Origin of the sequence: Leucobacter sp. UT-8R-CII-1-4 (assembly GCF_030010235.1) — a bacterium.
Classification (GTDB): domain Bacteria; phylum Actinomycetota; class Actinomycetes; order Actinomycetales; family Microbacteriaceae; genus Leucobacter.
Map to the genome: position 1 here is coordinate 296,860 of NZ_JASCRS010000005.1, position 12,592 is coordinate 309,451.

Annotated in this window: 14 protein-coding genes; 7 read left to right on the forward strand and 7 right to left on the reverse strand. The window is 57.4% G+C overall.

What is annotated here, in order from left to right; all coding sequences use genetic code 11:
• Nucleotides 1–7: 7 nt before the first annotated feature.
• From QBL02_RS12930 to QBL02_RS12940, 3 genes are read left to right on the forward strand one after another with little or no spacing between them, the layout of a single operon-like run.
• Nucleotides 8–2,185 carry a biotin carboxylase N-terminal domain-containing protein gene (locus tag QBL02_RS12930; protein WP_282726836.1) on the forward strand — a complete coding sequence of 726 codons (2,178 nt, stop codon included), beginning with the start codon at nucleotides 8–10 and terminating at the stop codon, nucleotides 2,183–2,185.
• Complete coding sequence (locus QBL02_RS12935) at nucleotides 2,182–2,970, forward strand: enoyl-CoA hydratase-related protein (protein ID WP_282726837.1); 789 nt, start codon at nucleotides 2,182–2,184, stop codon at nucleotides 2,968–2,970. Before QBL02_RS12930 ends, QBL02_RS12935 begins: the two co-directional genes overlap by 4 nt.
• Before the next feature lie 32 nt (nucleotides 2,971–3,002).
• Nucleotides 3,003–3,626, forward strand: a complete 624-nt coding sequence (locus QBL02_RS12940) for a TetR/AcrR family transcriptional regulator (protein ID WP_282726838.1) — start codon at nucleotides 3,003–3,005, stop codon at nucleotides 3,624–3,626.
• Between the two features lie 124 nt (nucleotides 3,627–3,750).
• Here QBL02_RS12940 and QBL02_RS12945 read toward each other — a convergent pair whose 3' ends face one another.
• Together QBL02_RS12945 and QBL02_RS12950 are read right to left on the reverse strand one after the other, a co-directional pair.
• On the reverse strand, nucleotides 3,751–5,280 hold the full coding sequence (locus tag QBL02_RS12945) for a BspA family leucine-rich repeat surface protein (RefSeq protein ID WP_282726839.1): 1,530 nt from the start codon (nucleotides 5,278–5,280) through the stop codon (nucleotides 3,751–3,753).
• 307 nt (nucleotides 5,281–5,587) lie between these two features.
• Nucleotides 5,588–6,124 carry a hypothetical protein gene (locus QBL02_RS12950; protein ID WP_282726840.1) on the reverse strand — a complete coding sequence of 179 codons (537 nt, stop codon included), beginning with the start codon at nucleotides 6,122–6,124 and terminating at the stop codon, nucleotides 5,588–5,590.
• Nucleotides 6,125–6,600: 476 nt separating this feature from the next.
• Between QBL02_RS12950 and QBL02_RS12955 the strand changes: the two genes are divergently transcribed.
• The 4 genes from QBL02_RS12955 to QBL02_RS12970 all read left to right on the forward strand — a co-directional run bounded on the left by QBL02_RS12955 (nucleotide 6,601) and on the right by QBL02_RS12970 (nucleotide 9,288).
• Nucleotides 6,601–6,900, forward strand: coding sequence for a hypothetical protein (locus QBL02_RS12955; RefSeq protein ID WP_282726841.1), 300 nt, complete (start codon nucleotides 6,601–6,603; stop codon nucleotides 6,898–6,900).
• A 132-nt stretch (nucleotides 6,901–7,032) separates the two neighbouring features.
• Nucleotides 7,033–7,248: a hypothetical protein gene (locus QBL02_RS12960; RefSeq protein ID WP_282726842.1), complete on the forward strand. Its 216-nt coding sequence runs from the start codon at nucleotides 7,033–7,035 to the stop codon at nucleotides 7,246–7,248.
• 363 nt (nucleotides 7,249–7,611) lie between these two features.
• Nucleotides 7,612–7,926: a helix-turn-helix transcriptional regulator gene (locus QBL02_RS12965; protein ID WP_282726843.1), complete on the forward strand. Its 315-nt coding sequence runs from the start codon at nucleotides 7,612–7,614 to the stop codon at nucleotides 7,924–7,926.
• Between the two features lie 141 nt (nucleotides 7,927–8,067).
• Nucleotides 8,068–9,288, forward strand: coding sequence for an Ig-like domain repeat protein (locus QBL02_RS12970; RefSeq protein ID WP_282726844.1), 1,221 nt, complete (start codon nucleotides 8,068–8,070; stop codon nucleotides 9,286–9,288).
• Nucleotides 9,289–9,649: 361 nt separating this feature from the next.
• Here the strand turns inward: QBL02_RS12970 and QBL02_RS12975 are convergent, their stop codons facing one another.
• From QBL02_RS12975 to QBL02_RS12995, 5 genes are all read right to left on the reverse strand, one after another.
• The gene (locus tag QBL02_RS12975) at nucleotides 9,650–10,186 is read right to left on the reverse strand and encodes a hypothetical protein (RefSeq protein ID WP_282726845.1); all 537 of its coding nucleotides are present in this window, start codon (nucleotides 10,184–10,186) and stop codon (nucleotides 9,650–9,652) included.
• A gap of 94 nt (nucleotides 10,187–10,280) precedes the next feature.
• On the reverse strand, nucleotides 10,281–10,526 hold the full coding sequence (locus QBL02_RS12980; protein WP_282726846.1) for a hypothetical protein: 246 nt from the start codon (nucleotides 10,524–10,526) through the stop codon (nucleotides 10,281–10,283).
• Between the two features lie 10 nt (nucleotides 10,527–10,536).
• Nucleotides 10,537–10,833 carry a hypothetical protein gene (locus QBL02_RS12985; RefSeq protein WP_282726847.1) on the reverse strand — a complete coding sequence of 99 codons (297 nt, stop codon included), beginning with the start codon at nucleotides 10,831–10,833 and terminating at the stop codon, nucleotides 10,537–10,539.
• Complete coding sequence (locus QBL02_RS12990) at nucleotides 10,830–11,597, reverse strand: M23 family metallopeptidase (RefSeq protein ID WP_282726848.1); 768 nt, start codon at nucleotides 11,595–11,597, stop codon at nucleotides 10,830–10,832. The genes QBL02_RS12985 and QBL02_RS12990 overlap by 4 nt, the downstream gene beginning before the upstream one ends.
• 8 nt (nucleotides 11,598–11,605) lie before the next feature.
• Nucleotides 11,606–12,592 carry a hypothetical protein gene (locus QBL02_RS12995; RefSeq protein WP_282726849.1) on the reverse strand — a complete coding sequence of 329 codons (987 nt, stop codon included), beginning with the start codon at nucleotides 12,590–12,592 and terminating at the stop codon, nucleotides 11,606–11,608.

Below are 12,592 nucleotides of genomic sequence, written 5' to 3' on the forward strand. Positions count from 1 at the left end.
GACGAGCATGATGAACAACACTGAAACCTCTCCCGACGCACGGATCAAAAGTGTGCTCGTCGCAAATCGTGGCGAAATCGCACGACGAGTCTTCGCAACCTGCCGAGAACGCGGCATCGACACGGTAGCCGTCTACTCAGACGCCGATGCCAACGCAGCATTCGTGCACGAAGCAGACTCAGCCGTGCACCTGCCAGGCGTGCATCCTGGTGACACCTACCTTCGCGGAGACCTCATCATCGATGCTGCACTGCGCGCAGGAGCAAATGCGATTCACCCCGGATACGGATTTCTCTCGGAAAACGCAGACTTTGCCCAAGCAGTAAACGACGCAGGCCTCATCTGGATCGGCCCCAGCCCCGACTCAATCGCCCAAATGGGCTCAAAAGTTGAGTCAAAAGCACTCATGAGAGCCGCAGGCGTGCCCGTGCTTGAACAACTCGACCCCGCAGAAATCACCGAGGCCGAGCTACCGGTGCTCGTAAAAGCATCGGCAGGCGGCGGCGGGCGTGGCATGCGAGTAGTACACGCGCTTGATCAGCTTGAAGATACGATCGCTGCGGCTGCACGCGAGGCAGCAAGCGCGTTCGGCGATCCAACGGTATTTTGCGAACGTTATATTCCAACCGGGCATCACATTGAAGTGCAGGTCTTTGGCGACAGCCACGGAAACGTTTGGGCAATTGGCGAACGCGAATGCTCGCTCCAGCGCCGCCACCAAAAGGTGATTGAAGAGGCCCCATCGCCACTTGTCGAACGCCACGGTGAAGCCATGCGCGCGCGACTTTATGAAGCAGCTCGCGCCGCGGCAGCGCAGATAGGCTACCTCGGCGCAGGCACGGTGGAATTTCTTGCCGATGACAGCGGTGAGTTCTTCTTTCTCGAAATGAACACCCGGCTTCAGGTCGAGCACCCAGTGACCGAGTGCACCAGCGGACTCGACCTAGTAGCGCTGCAACTTGATATCGCCAGCGGAAAGGCACTCACCGGTGCCGCCCCCAGCACTGTGGGTCACGCAATCGAGGTGCGGCTCTACGCCGAGGACCCAGTCGCTGATTGGCAGCCACAATCTGGGCCCGTACGTGAATTCAGCATGCCGAGCGCAAACGTCGAGTTCGCAGTCGCACAGCCAGGAACAGCACAGTTGCGCCTCGACTCTGGCATCTCGGCCGGCGAACAAATCAGCACCTTCTACGACCCCATGATCGCCAAAGTCATCGGTGTTGGTGCGAACAGAAGCGAGGCAGCAGCAGTGCTCGCGGATGGTCTCGATGAAATGCGCTGGGACGGTCCGCGGACAAACGCCGCGCTGCTCGTGCAAACACTCCGAGAGCCCGCGTTTCTTGAAGGCGACACCACAACCGCGTACTTCGACGAGCATCCCGAGGTATTTGCGCCCGCCTTTAACCAAATCGAAGTGCGAGTCGCTGCAATCGCTGCAGCCATCGCAAGCGCCTCTGCCGTCGCAACAGGCGCTGCCGCCGGACCAAACGATGTCCTGGTACATGCAAACAAGATGGGCACGTTGGATCGCGCCGTAGCTCACGACGCCGATACCGCTTTAGGGCTGGCAAATGCTGCAGCACACCCCCGCCCCAAAATCGGCGGGTGGCGGCTATTTCAAGCAGACTGGCGACTGCGCAGCTTTATTCACGACGGAATTGAGCACCATATCGAATACCGCAGCACTCGCGACGGCTGGGAAATCTCCGCCGGCACACTCAGCATTGGGCTCGACAGCCCGATCGACCTCAGCATTGTTACCGCAGATGCCTACAGCGTACGAGTGCGCGTAGCTGGTGTAGAGCGCAACATCGCAGTCACGCGGGCAGCGCAGCGTGCCATCGTTACAACACGCAAACGCACGCTCACTCTGCTCGAAGCACCAAGATATCTCGACCCGAGCACCGTCGCAGCGCCCGGCAGCCTACTCGCGCCAATGCCAGGAGCCGTCATCAGAGTAGGCGCAAAACTCAGCGAAACCGTTGCCGCAGGTCAACCCATTATTTGGCTCGAAGCGATGAAAATGGAGCACGTGATTCAAGCACCCGCCGACGGAGTACTCGCCGAGCTTCGGGTCAACCTGGGCGACCAGGTGGAGTTCGGTGCAGCCCTCGCAGTAATTGCGGAGGCAGCAAAACCCGGCGATCCAGCGCAGAAAAGCACAGAAGGAGCGGTCGCGTGAACGCAATCAACTACGAAGTCATCGGCTCGACAGCCTGGATCACACTCGATTCCCCCGAGCGGCGAAACGCCATCACCGCAGAGCTGCTCGAACAATTTGCCGCTGCCCTAGGCACGGCAAATGCCGACCAAGGTGTACGCGCGATCGTGCTGGGCCATACCGGCTCAACTTTCTGCGCCGGAGCAGACCTGAGCGGAGCACCCAACGAAGGAACAGACCCCCGCGAACGACAAATGCAACTCAGCAAAATGGCCTCCGCGGCATTTTGCTCACTACTCGAATCACCCAAACCCGTGATCGGCGCCATTAACGGGCACGTGCGCGCCGGAGGTATGGGCTTCGCAGCAGGCTGCGATTTTGTGGTCGCCGGGCCGCAGGCAACCTTCGGTCTCAGCGAAGTACGCCTCGGCCTCGTCGCCGCCATGATCGCACCACCCGTGCTCGCCAGACTTAACGATCGACATGCCGCCGACTGGATGTTGCGCGGGCGGACTGTGAGCGCAAAAGAGGCAGCAGCAGCCGGATTCATTACCCAAGCAGTCGATGGCGTCGACACAACGGTTGAGCAAGCAGTAGCCGCGATCCTCGCCGATCTCAGATTGAGTGCGCCCGCAGCACTCGCCGCGTCGAAACAGCTACTCAATGCCCGAGTGCTCAGACGTTGGGAGCGCGAAGCCGACAACATGATCGAGCTCTCAGCCCACTTCTTTACAGCACCCGATGCGGCGGCCGGTATGCGAGCATTTCGCGAAAAAACTGCCGCACCTTGGGTTCTAGATGCTTGATCAAGAACAAAAGCGTCGTAGCATCGATAATTATGACCCTGCCCGCACCGGCGCGTGAGCCGAAACAAGATCGCAGCCGTGAAACCCGAGCCCGGATTCTCGAGTCAACCGTGGACTGCCTCGCCGAGCGCGGCTGGCAAGGCACCACAATGGCCGTTGTCGCAGCACGCAGCGGAGTGAGTCGCGGAGCGCTGCAACACCACTTCCCGACCAGAGAAGACCTCGTACTCGCCGCAATGAGCGAGATGTTCGAGCAGCGAATCAGCGCCGAAGAGCTGATCGACTCTGCACCGGCGAGTGCGAGTGAAGGCGATCAATTTGACCACCTCGTCGAGCGAGTGCTTGATTTCTACGCCTCACCACTCTTCGCAGCCGCCCTGCACATCTGGACAGCGGCGGCCACCGATCCAGCGTTGCGCGATCGGCTACTCGTGCAAGAAGATGTCTTTGCACGCGGAACCTACGATCGCGCAGTGCGGGCGCTGCACGCCGACGTCAGCGATGAACGCACACACCGTCTGATTCAGACAACTCTCGATTTGGCTCGCGGACTTGGCCTGGCGCAAGTGCTCAGTGACGACTCGAAACGGCGCAAATCAATTGCGAAATTCTGGGCCAGCGAATTGCGGTCCATTCGAACGATACCGGCAAGCTAGCGCGAGGATTACTCGCCGCGCTAACTCTTGTTCGCTTGGAGTTGTGCGCACGTCGCCTTGCGCTGATGATGTAGCCGCTGCTGGCGCTGTTCTAGCGAAGCTTACGCACTAATTCATTGCGGGCCTAGGCGCGCTTCTGGCGGCGTGAGGCAGCAGTCGCGGCAGCCCCAGCTCCGAGCAGAGCAAGTGCCGCGCCAGCGACAATTCCAACCATCGGGCCTGATTCGCTGCCTGTGTTGGCAAGTTTGCCGCCGGTCACGGGAGGCTTCACCGGTGGGGTCACCCCACCGTCATCGTTTTTCTTCCACTGCGCAAAAAGCGTGGATACACCGTTTGCGAGGTACGCTTCGGTGCTTGCCTCGTAGCTGACGCCAGAACCGTCGGCAGCGGTATTCCAAGCAACAAAGGTGTAACCGGGGCGAGTGAAGCCGTTTGCGGGCAGCGCCAATAGCTCACCGGTGGAACCGGCAACTCCGCCGACAGCGCCCGTGACGTCGCCACCGTTGCCGTCAAAAGCCACACTGAGCTGCTGCTGGAAGACGTAGCTCCCGGCGGCGCTACCATTGCGTGAATGCGCGACGAGTTCGCTCGCCGAACCCGACCACGGCCCCTGCGGAGCCACCGCGGTACCGTCGCCAATCAGCACCCATTTACCCGTGTACGGAGCGGTCTGCGGAGCCTCACCTAAACCACTATCGTCGGCAAGATTCGTATTCGAACCAATGGTGAATTGGCTGAGTGCCAAGGTGCCAGCCAACATGTCAATGGTTCGAGTAGCGTTGCTGGTATTCCAGTGAGTAAGGTCAAGCGATTCAAGAGCGCTCACGTTTACGAAGGTTGCCGCGAAGTCAGTGCCAGCGCTGGTATCCCAATTAGAAACTTTGAGCTCTGTAAGCGAACTTGCTCCCTGAAACACTGCGACAAAGCCCTGTACCTTCGAGGTATCCCAGGCGTTCAAGTCGAGAGAAGACAAACTTGAGGCATCAGCAAACATGCCATCGAGCCTTGTCGCGTTGCCGGTATCCCAGGTGCTCGGGTCGAGGCTCGTTAAGGCACTTGCACCGAAGAACATACCCTCAAAGTTTTGCACTTTGGTGGTGTTCCATCCGCTCACGTCAATTGACTCAAGAGCCTCGTTACCCTGCATGAATCGGGCAAAGTTGGTGACCTGACTGGTGTCTACTTCTCCTGCATTCTCTACAGTTCGAAGATTTGGAAGATCTCGAAACAGCCCCGAAGAGTTCGCTGGGAATACGGTAGCCGCTGGATCAAGGAACACAATCTTCGAGACGCTCTGGCTCAGAAACCGCCAATATGCAAATGATCCTTCGGGAGAGAGCGTGCCAGGGCCGAACTCAAGTGTGCCGTCTTCGTAGAGGATCCACTGTGCGGTGCCATCGACGCCCGTGACGCCGCCGGGTGCTGCGGGTGGCTCCGAGTCTTCTGCAGGCGTGGCCGTTGCAAGCGAAGCTTGGTTCGGCGAATGCGTCGGGCCCGATGGAACAGTCTGCTCTTGCCCGTCTTTCGCGATTGTATTCGTGTCTGTTGGGGTGGGAATACCGAATGGGCCCTCTGTCGAATCGGTCGCAGCAGCGGCGCCGACCCCGGCTCCGCACAGCATGGTCACCGAAAGCACTGCACCTGAAACTGTCAATACCGCTTTTTTACGCACCGCGAACCCTCCCCGATTCAGCGTTTTGGGCGCAGCGTTGAGATTCCAACGCTGATCGCCCACAACCGTCGATAATTTTCACACGGAGATATATCTCTGCGCAATGCAATAGGTGACAGTTGTTGATAATTGAGTGCGTTGCCCGCGCTCCCCTAGCCCTCTGCGACGCGGCGATACTTCTCCACGCGAGTCACTGAACCCTGCCGCCAGGCACCAAGCACCAAGCACCAAGCACCGCTGAGATCATCTGCTGGCTCGGCGCTCGCAGTTGCAGTTGCTATTGCTATTGCTATTGCTCGAATGAGTCGAGAGCAATGCCCATGTCGACCAGGCGGCCGAGCGCCTCATCACGATGCCGCCAGGATGGGTACAGACCCTCGTCAGCAGTGAGAAGCTGCCAAACACGGAGGCCTCGCCGCCCCTCAGCCAAAACGCCGGGCGAAAGCCTGCCAGTGATTTTCACTTGACCGAGCGCCGTGGCTACCCGCGTGCAAGCTTCGAAGAGAAGAGCCGACTCGTTCATGTCATCAGCACGAGCCCAGACCAATAGTTCCTCATCGGGCGCATCGGTGAGGCCCTCTGGAATAGAAAATCCAGATTCGGCAAGGGATTGAATCAGATAGTCGAGAGGGTCGGCGGTTGACCCGTGTTCGTTGAGCCAGTCTTCAAGACCACGGAGCGCATCGCTACCGTCGTCGCTCCCGAACGGTGCAAAGTCGTACATCTCTTCGTAAAACCAGTCAGGGGCGACGGCCACAAATCGAGGGTGGCTTGTGCTCGGCGACGTGCCTTCCCCATCCATGTCGTCAATGTAAAGCGATGTCATGAGGTTCTCCCATAGTCGTGACCGGCAGAGACATCGAACAACTCAAGCAAGACTTTCATCCGTTCGAAAAGCTCCGTGAAGCCTATTATCTCGACGCTCGTCCATTTATATCCTGAACGATAGAAACACTGCGATCAAAGCATCACCGAAATATCAAATGTAAAACACCACGTTGCCAAGCAAGGTCACGTCACTGGCCCCAAACAAACAGCACAAAAACAAAAATCCCCAGCGCTGCTGGGGATTTATCTAGAGTGCGCGATACTGGGATCGAACCAGTGACCTCTTCCGTGTCAGGGAGTTAACGGGGTGAAACGCCGCGAACAAGGTGAAACAATTTGGCGTAATTTCAACGATTTTGCGAACACTGCGAACGTGATGAAACACCGTAAAACACAAGTTTGCCAAGCATTTGCCAAGCAAGACTGTCAGTGGGCTGGCGTATCCTCTCCCCCATATAGAGGAAGGATCGACCGATGCCCAAGGACAACGAGCGTGAACGCATGCCCTACGTTCAGATCGACTCCGACCTATGGGCCATCATGCGCGAAGACGTAACCAAACCGCGCGCGATGATCAAACGCGTCACCGCATACGACGGCGTCGAACAATACTTCCTCATGACCTGGCACCCCGACCCCACACAACGGAGACTCGTGCGCATCCACGCCAGTCTCGAAGAGGCGAACCGTTCAGTGAAATGGCGGACTGCCAAACCAAAGATCCCAGGCAGACCGACGCCAGCGAACATGCGCGAAAACAAAGATGGCCCGTAACCGGCGAGGATTACGGGCCAGAACATAACCAATAGGGGTTGAAAATGTTCACGACGAAAATAACACCACCACACAGCCTCCGCTAAGGGCTGTTTTTTACAGTGATCCTGTGTTAGCGAAAGGACCCAGGTTTTGAAGATCCGTGAGAACAGCGACTTCAACCGAGCACAAGGCTCCTACGATGCCGACCACGCTGCCGCAGCAATCGAAGAACTCGACCAGCAACGAGCAGCCGGCGAAATCGAACCACACGCCTACCTCATCAAAAAGCGATCCCTCGTGCGCTTGTATTTGAAAGCCACCACGACACCACGCCGCAAGCAATACGACGAGGGTTTCGACTTGTAAATCACTTGTTCGTCAAACAAAAAGAAATGCCCGCAACCGGGGGGTTGCGGGCCGGCGTCTGGACCTTGGGGATCAATACGCCACGAAGAACGATACCGGCTCTGGTCGGCACAACGCAATTCTGCTCGGCGAGAATGCCCCTGCCCCCCAGGGCAGGGACACGGCCACATTTAAGGGGATGCGGCCTCGCCAATCAGATGGCCCAAAACAGGGAAGCTTCTTCCGGCAAGAATGAGCGGGTGAATCTCCCTTATCGAAGCTTATACGGGTGTCCAAAAAATGCAAAGCAAAGCTACTCGCCCAAACCAACGACCGGATTTAAACTAGACCCCACCAGAAAGAAAGGCCACCGTGAAGCCCACAATGACCGCGGCACAAATCGCTGCAACGCTCCACCTTACCGGCCTCACGCAACGAGCGTTTGGCGACGCAATCGGGGTATCAAAAATGTCGGTAAGTAACTGGTTAAGCGGTACATACGCGGCAAGCGCAAATGCAGTAGCTAACATTCATCGACTGCGCGCCGAACACGATGCCGACCTTGCACGAATAATCCAACTCGCAAACGATGGCGCGCCAATGATTCTCGGTGCCCATGCTCGCGGACGCGACTGGTCAATCGGATTGGCAGCAAGACTGATCGACAGACTGCCAGACGCCGAAATCGTGTGGGATTAACTCACCGCGCCACGAGAATGCCCCCGCCCGACTCCTTTGCTGAGCGAACGGGTGCATCTTGGTATACACAATTCGCGCACCATCTATTTCAGTTCGCGCAAAGAGTCTTGCACCCGCCCGTGGTTCACTATTTTTGGATTCATGCGTCTTCCTTTCAAGAGTGCCCTCACAGTCGTAGCACTCGCAGCAGCCAGCCTGCTCTTCGCCACACCAGCACACGCCAACGTCACAGTCGCAGTGGACTACACGCTCACCAGCCAAAGCCCAAGGCTGACTTCCTTCCCAGGGACCGGGACATGCAATACCCCAGCCAATTGGTATCCGGTTACATCTTCCTATGCGCAAGCTGAGCTAATCGTCCCCGTCTCCGGTGAGTATCGTTTCACTGACAAAGCATCCCTGAACATGTTTTTAGTTCCAGACGGGCGTCTTGTCATCATGGATGGCGCCCTTGACGTAAACGATGTCAGCAACTGTGTCGAGAGCGTGGACGACCAGTCAGATATCACGCTCGCGGCTGGCACCTACCAGATGTATCTCACCAGCTATGCTTGGACTCCCTTGTATGGGAATTTCGGGTATGAGATTTCGGGGCCAGGTGAGGTAACAGTCAACCTACTGGGTTCTTCCACAGTGTCTGTCGATGCCCCGACAGTAGATACAGACACTGCCGCAACAATCACCGCAACTCCAGCAAGTGACACCCCTGGCGCTGACCTCTCTGGCACAGTCACGTTCCTGCTCGACGGTTCTGAGCTTGTCACAGCCTCTATCGATCCTGCGACTGGGTCAGCATCGTTTATTGCGAACAACATCGCCGTTGGCACACACACGATCACTGCACGCTACAGCGGAGTCCCTGGGGCAACTGAACCGTCCACTGGCACTGGCACTCTCACCGTGGTTCGAACGCAAACCACCACCACTCTCGATATCTCTCCCACGGAAATCGTTGACGGCGACCAAACCACCTACACCGCGACCGTTAGCGGACTCTACCCAAGCGGCAACGTCGAGTTCTACAACGGGACCACGCTCGTGGGAATCAGTCCTATCGTTGACGGGGTAGCAAGCGTTACCGTGTCACCTTCCGTAGGAACATACAACATCACCGCATACTATTTCGGCGATGCGAACTACACGGCGTCAGACTCACAAGTAAAAACACTGCTCGTGAAACTCGCCGGAAACCCGAGCACAGGCTCAGATCCAAAGACTGGGCAGCCCACACAAACGGTTACACCCAAGCGGCTGCCCAACACTGGCACTGACGCACCAAACCTTGTACCGCCTATCGCTGCCAGTGTCGCACTTGTCGCGGGCTTGGCACTCATGCTGACCCGCCGTAAGCAAGCGAAGTAGATACACACACAAAGAATGCCCCTGCCGGCTCGAAAGAGCGGCGGGGGCATTTGGCAGCTGTGGTCGTGATACTCGCAGCTGAGCACCCCGGCAACCTGCCAAGAATATTAATTGAACCGACTTCAAATGAAAACCCAGGCGGCCAGACAAAGAAAACCCCCGCCAACGCTGAACGCGGACAGGGGCAGGCAGAAACCGGAAACTGAACTCACGTTCGCCTCGGAAACCGAAAGAAAGCCTAAAACGCCAACACCACTTTGTAGCACTGTTCACGGGAGAAGAAACAGGCGAATGTCGGTGGCCACAAAACGTCAATCCATGCGCTCGCGCCGGACGGGTGGCAGATGCTTTACGTCGTGCGCTAGTCAATTTCGGTTTTCGCCAGAACTTGATCAGCGGCGGTTCCACGGCGTGCGCCGAATATCATTAGCAAAAGCACAATTACAAGGAGCAGGACAAAGAGACCGCCAATGAGCAGTTGCCGCTCTCCGTATGCTGTCTCCGTGGTGGCACGCAGGTTCAGACCGATCTGCTCGCCTCGCATAGTAGCGAGTTCACCGTTTAGTTCCAGAAGCCGAGCAGATCTGTCAATTGATTCTTGAGTCAAATGCCCGAGCTCACGTTCTTTGAATGGTCTGAGCTGCCAGTCGGCATTCGATAACTCGTTTGTCACACGCAAAATATCTTGGTCCGTTTTTTTCTTGGCTGTTTCGTGAAACCCGATGTACTCGGTAGCGTCAGCTATTTCACTGTCCATACCAGCAGCTTGCGCGGTCAGGTCGCTCGCTGTGGAAAAGGCGATCACAGCCGTTGAGCCAAAGTATCCACCAACCGCAATGCTAGAAATAACAGAGACGGATATGCCGATAAGCCAGCCGGTGCGACGCTTTTTCACCATCCGCCCAGCATGCCACAGGGATTCCAAACGGCAAAGCAAAAATGCCCCCGCTCAACTCCATCACGGAGCGAGCGGAGGCATTCTTTGTATTCAGTTATTCGGCAGCGTACTTGCCGTGCTTGGTATTCGCTACGGCAAGACCGCCAATAGGCACGCCCAGATAGAGGGCGACCTGTTGAGCGATGATCAGCCATTGTGGTGCACCAGCTTCAGCGCCAGCATAGGCAACCTGTGCCGCGCCGATCAGCAACACAGCGATCACATAGGCCGAGTAGATGAGCCGGCGTGCGAAATCAGAAGTGATGACGTTGCCGAGGTCGTTTGGTGTTGGTGCAGACATGCACTCTCCTTTACTTCAAAACAGTAATGAGGGTGATCGCAAGGCCCAGGAGCGAGCCGAGCCCAACGATCGCGGAAAGAGCGAATCCGGCGATAGTCCACCCGGACACCTTCGCTGGCTTCGTGTTCTCCTTGAGCTCCTTGATTTCACGGTCATACGAGGTCTGCCATGCAGCAAGCTCCGCTCGAGTGACAAACGTTGCACCGAGCGCATGCACCTCGCCGCGAAGATCACGCATATCGTCCGAGAGCCCTTTAAGAAGCCGAACAATCTCGGCCTGCGAATAGGACTCTGCGTCTTCGCTCATACGGCTGCCTTCAGGGTGAGGCCGGAAAGCGCGCCAGCGACACCAGCATCAATCTGGTCACGCAAACGCTTCAAATCCGCCTCGGAGAGTGCGCCGCCGATAATCTCCACCTTGGGCGCGAGGATACCGAGCATCGCCAAAAGGTTCTTGTACCGGCCAGTGCCCTTGTCTGGATCCTTCGAAAAGTCTTTCTTCGTTGGACCCATATACCCAGCTACCCAGTTCGCCTCCGCCTGCGTATGGCACGCGAACACTCGCCCGGTCGCCCAGTTGATCCAGCACCAAGACTGAACACCGTCGACAACGGCATACATCGAATCAGGCATATCTTCGTCTTCTTCCTCCGCCCGAGCGGATCTGTTCGTGGTGGCCTGAATCAACGGCCAAGGATCTTGCAGGTTCGCCATTGACGCACCAAACACTGCGCCCCGATGATTCCCCGCCGTGGTGTGTAAATGTGGGCCCAGCGATTCCGTACCGGTATTCCCGACATACCCGATCACATCCCAGAGACCAACAACTGTGCCAACGGGAAGGCCTTGCCTAATGAGGTGGCAATAGCCGGGAAACACGGAGCCACTATCGGTCTCAACCACCCAGCCAAGTCCGGAATGATATTCAGAGGTCACGACGACGCCTGCAGCCCATGCAGGCACCGGCACACCCTCACGCTTGGGAAAGTCAAGACCACGATGCGGGCGAGCACGACCTGCAGTCGCAGCGAAACCATCATTAAGATCAGGATTGGAATAGAAGTCGTTCATCTTCCACCTCACAATGCTTCGATGAGTTCGAGCGAGAAAGTGCTGCCGCTTGTCCACACCGTTCCTGCCGTCGCGGCGGTCGAGACGACATACACTTCGAGATAGTCACCAGCGTTTAGCGAATACACGCCGCCACCGCCCAGGGTCACTGCAGCGCCAGCAACTCCTGAGGCACCGTTATCAAGTCCACCCGGGTTGATAATCACGCCGTTGCGGTATAGCAGTGACGTCGAGGTAGTTACGCCGTTTTGCCGAATGTTGTAGGCAACCCGGTAGATGCCTTTTACCGGGGCGATGATGCGCGTGTTTTGCGCTGGGTTCAGATAGCCACCCTTGTTGAGTGGCGCATTCGGGATGTCCCAGGTCATAGCCGTTGTGGCCGTCGTAATTGCGCGCTGCAATCCGTACACGGATACGTAGCTTTTACTTACACCTGGCCTCCAAGCGGAACCAGACCAAGAGTATTCTGCGCCATCAGTTTCGGAATATGCGCGATAGATGCCTTGCTCGTTCGGATCAAACAGGGCCCACAGCCCGGGTACGCGCCCGTCCCGTTTTACCGACATTTGCCACAAACTGAGCGTGGTCACTGAAGCCCGCGCATGCACCCAAGCGATCGGTTCGTCATCAGTCAGCCCGACAGTCTTATTGCGGGCGGCGGGGAGGGTTGCCGGCGGCGCGGTCTGTGCCGCGTCAGCTGTCACGTTCCCCGCAACCAGCACATACGATGCTGTTCGGGACGACCATACGCGCCGAGCAACAAGCAAATGCCACTGCCCTGTCGCCGGGGTCGGGACTGTCACAGTTTTGACTGCATCATGCTCATACAGCACACCGCACCCGATTTGTGCACGCGGGTCGATAGACACTACCCGCCCGCTCGCACGCACCGGATCGCCAGCAACGAGCGTGTACTTCTGGCCGATACCAGCCATCAACGCAGCCCACTGCACCTCGTCCACGGTGCCTTGGAACCCAACAAATTTGTCAGCCAT

Coding starts and splice junctions, on each gene's coding strand:
- QBL02_RS12930 (WP_282726836.1), top strand. CDS start 8: ATGATGAACAACACTGAAACCTCTCCCGACGCACGGATCAAAAGTGTG.
- QBL02_RS12940 (WP_282726838.1), top strand. CDS start 3,003: ATGACCCTGCCCGCACCGGCGCGTGAGCCGAAACAAGATCGCAGCCGT.
- QBL02_RS12950 (WP_282726840.1), bottom strand. CDS start 6,124: ATGACATCGCTTTACATTGACGACATGGATGGGGAAGGCACGTCGCCG.
- QBL02_RS12955 (WP_282726841.1), top strand. CDS start 6,601: ATGCCCAAGGACAACGAGCGTGAACGCATGCCCTACGTTCAGATCGAC.
- QBL02_RS12965 (WP_282726843.1), top strand. CDS start 7,612: ATGACCGCGGCACAAATCGCTGCAACGCTCCACCTTACCGGCCTCACG.
- QBL02_RS12970 (WP_282726844.1), top strand. CDS start 8,068: ATGCGTCTTCCTTTCAAGAGTGCCCTCACAGTCGTAGCACTCGCAGCA.
- QBL02_RS12975 (WP_282726845.1), bottom strand. CDS start 10,186: ATGGTGAAAAAGCGTCGCACCGGCTGGCTTATCGGCATATCCGTCTCT.
- QBL02_RS12980 (WP_282726846.1), bottom strand. CDS start 10,526: ATGTCTGCACCAACACCAAACGACCTCGGCAACGTCATCACTTCTGAT.
- QBL02_RS12985 (WP_282726847.1), bottom strand. CDS start 10,833: ATGAGCGAAGACGCAGAGTCCTATTCGCAGGCCGAGATTGTTCGGCTT.
- QBL02_RS12990 (WP_282726848.1), bottom strand. CDS start 11,597: ATGAACGACTTCTATTCCAATCCTGATCTTAATGATGGTTTCGCTGCG.
- QBL02_RS12995 (WP_282726849.1), bottom strand. CDS start 12,592: ATGGCTGACAAATTTGTTGGGTTCCAAGGCACCGTGGACGAGGTGCAG.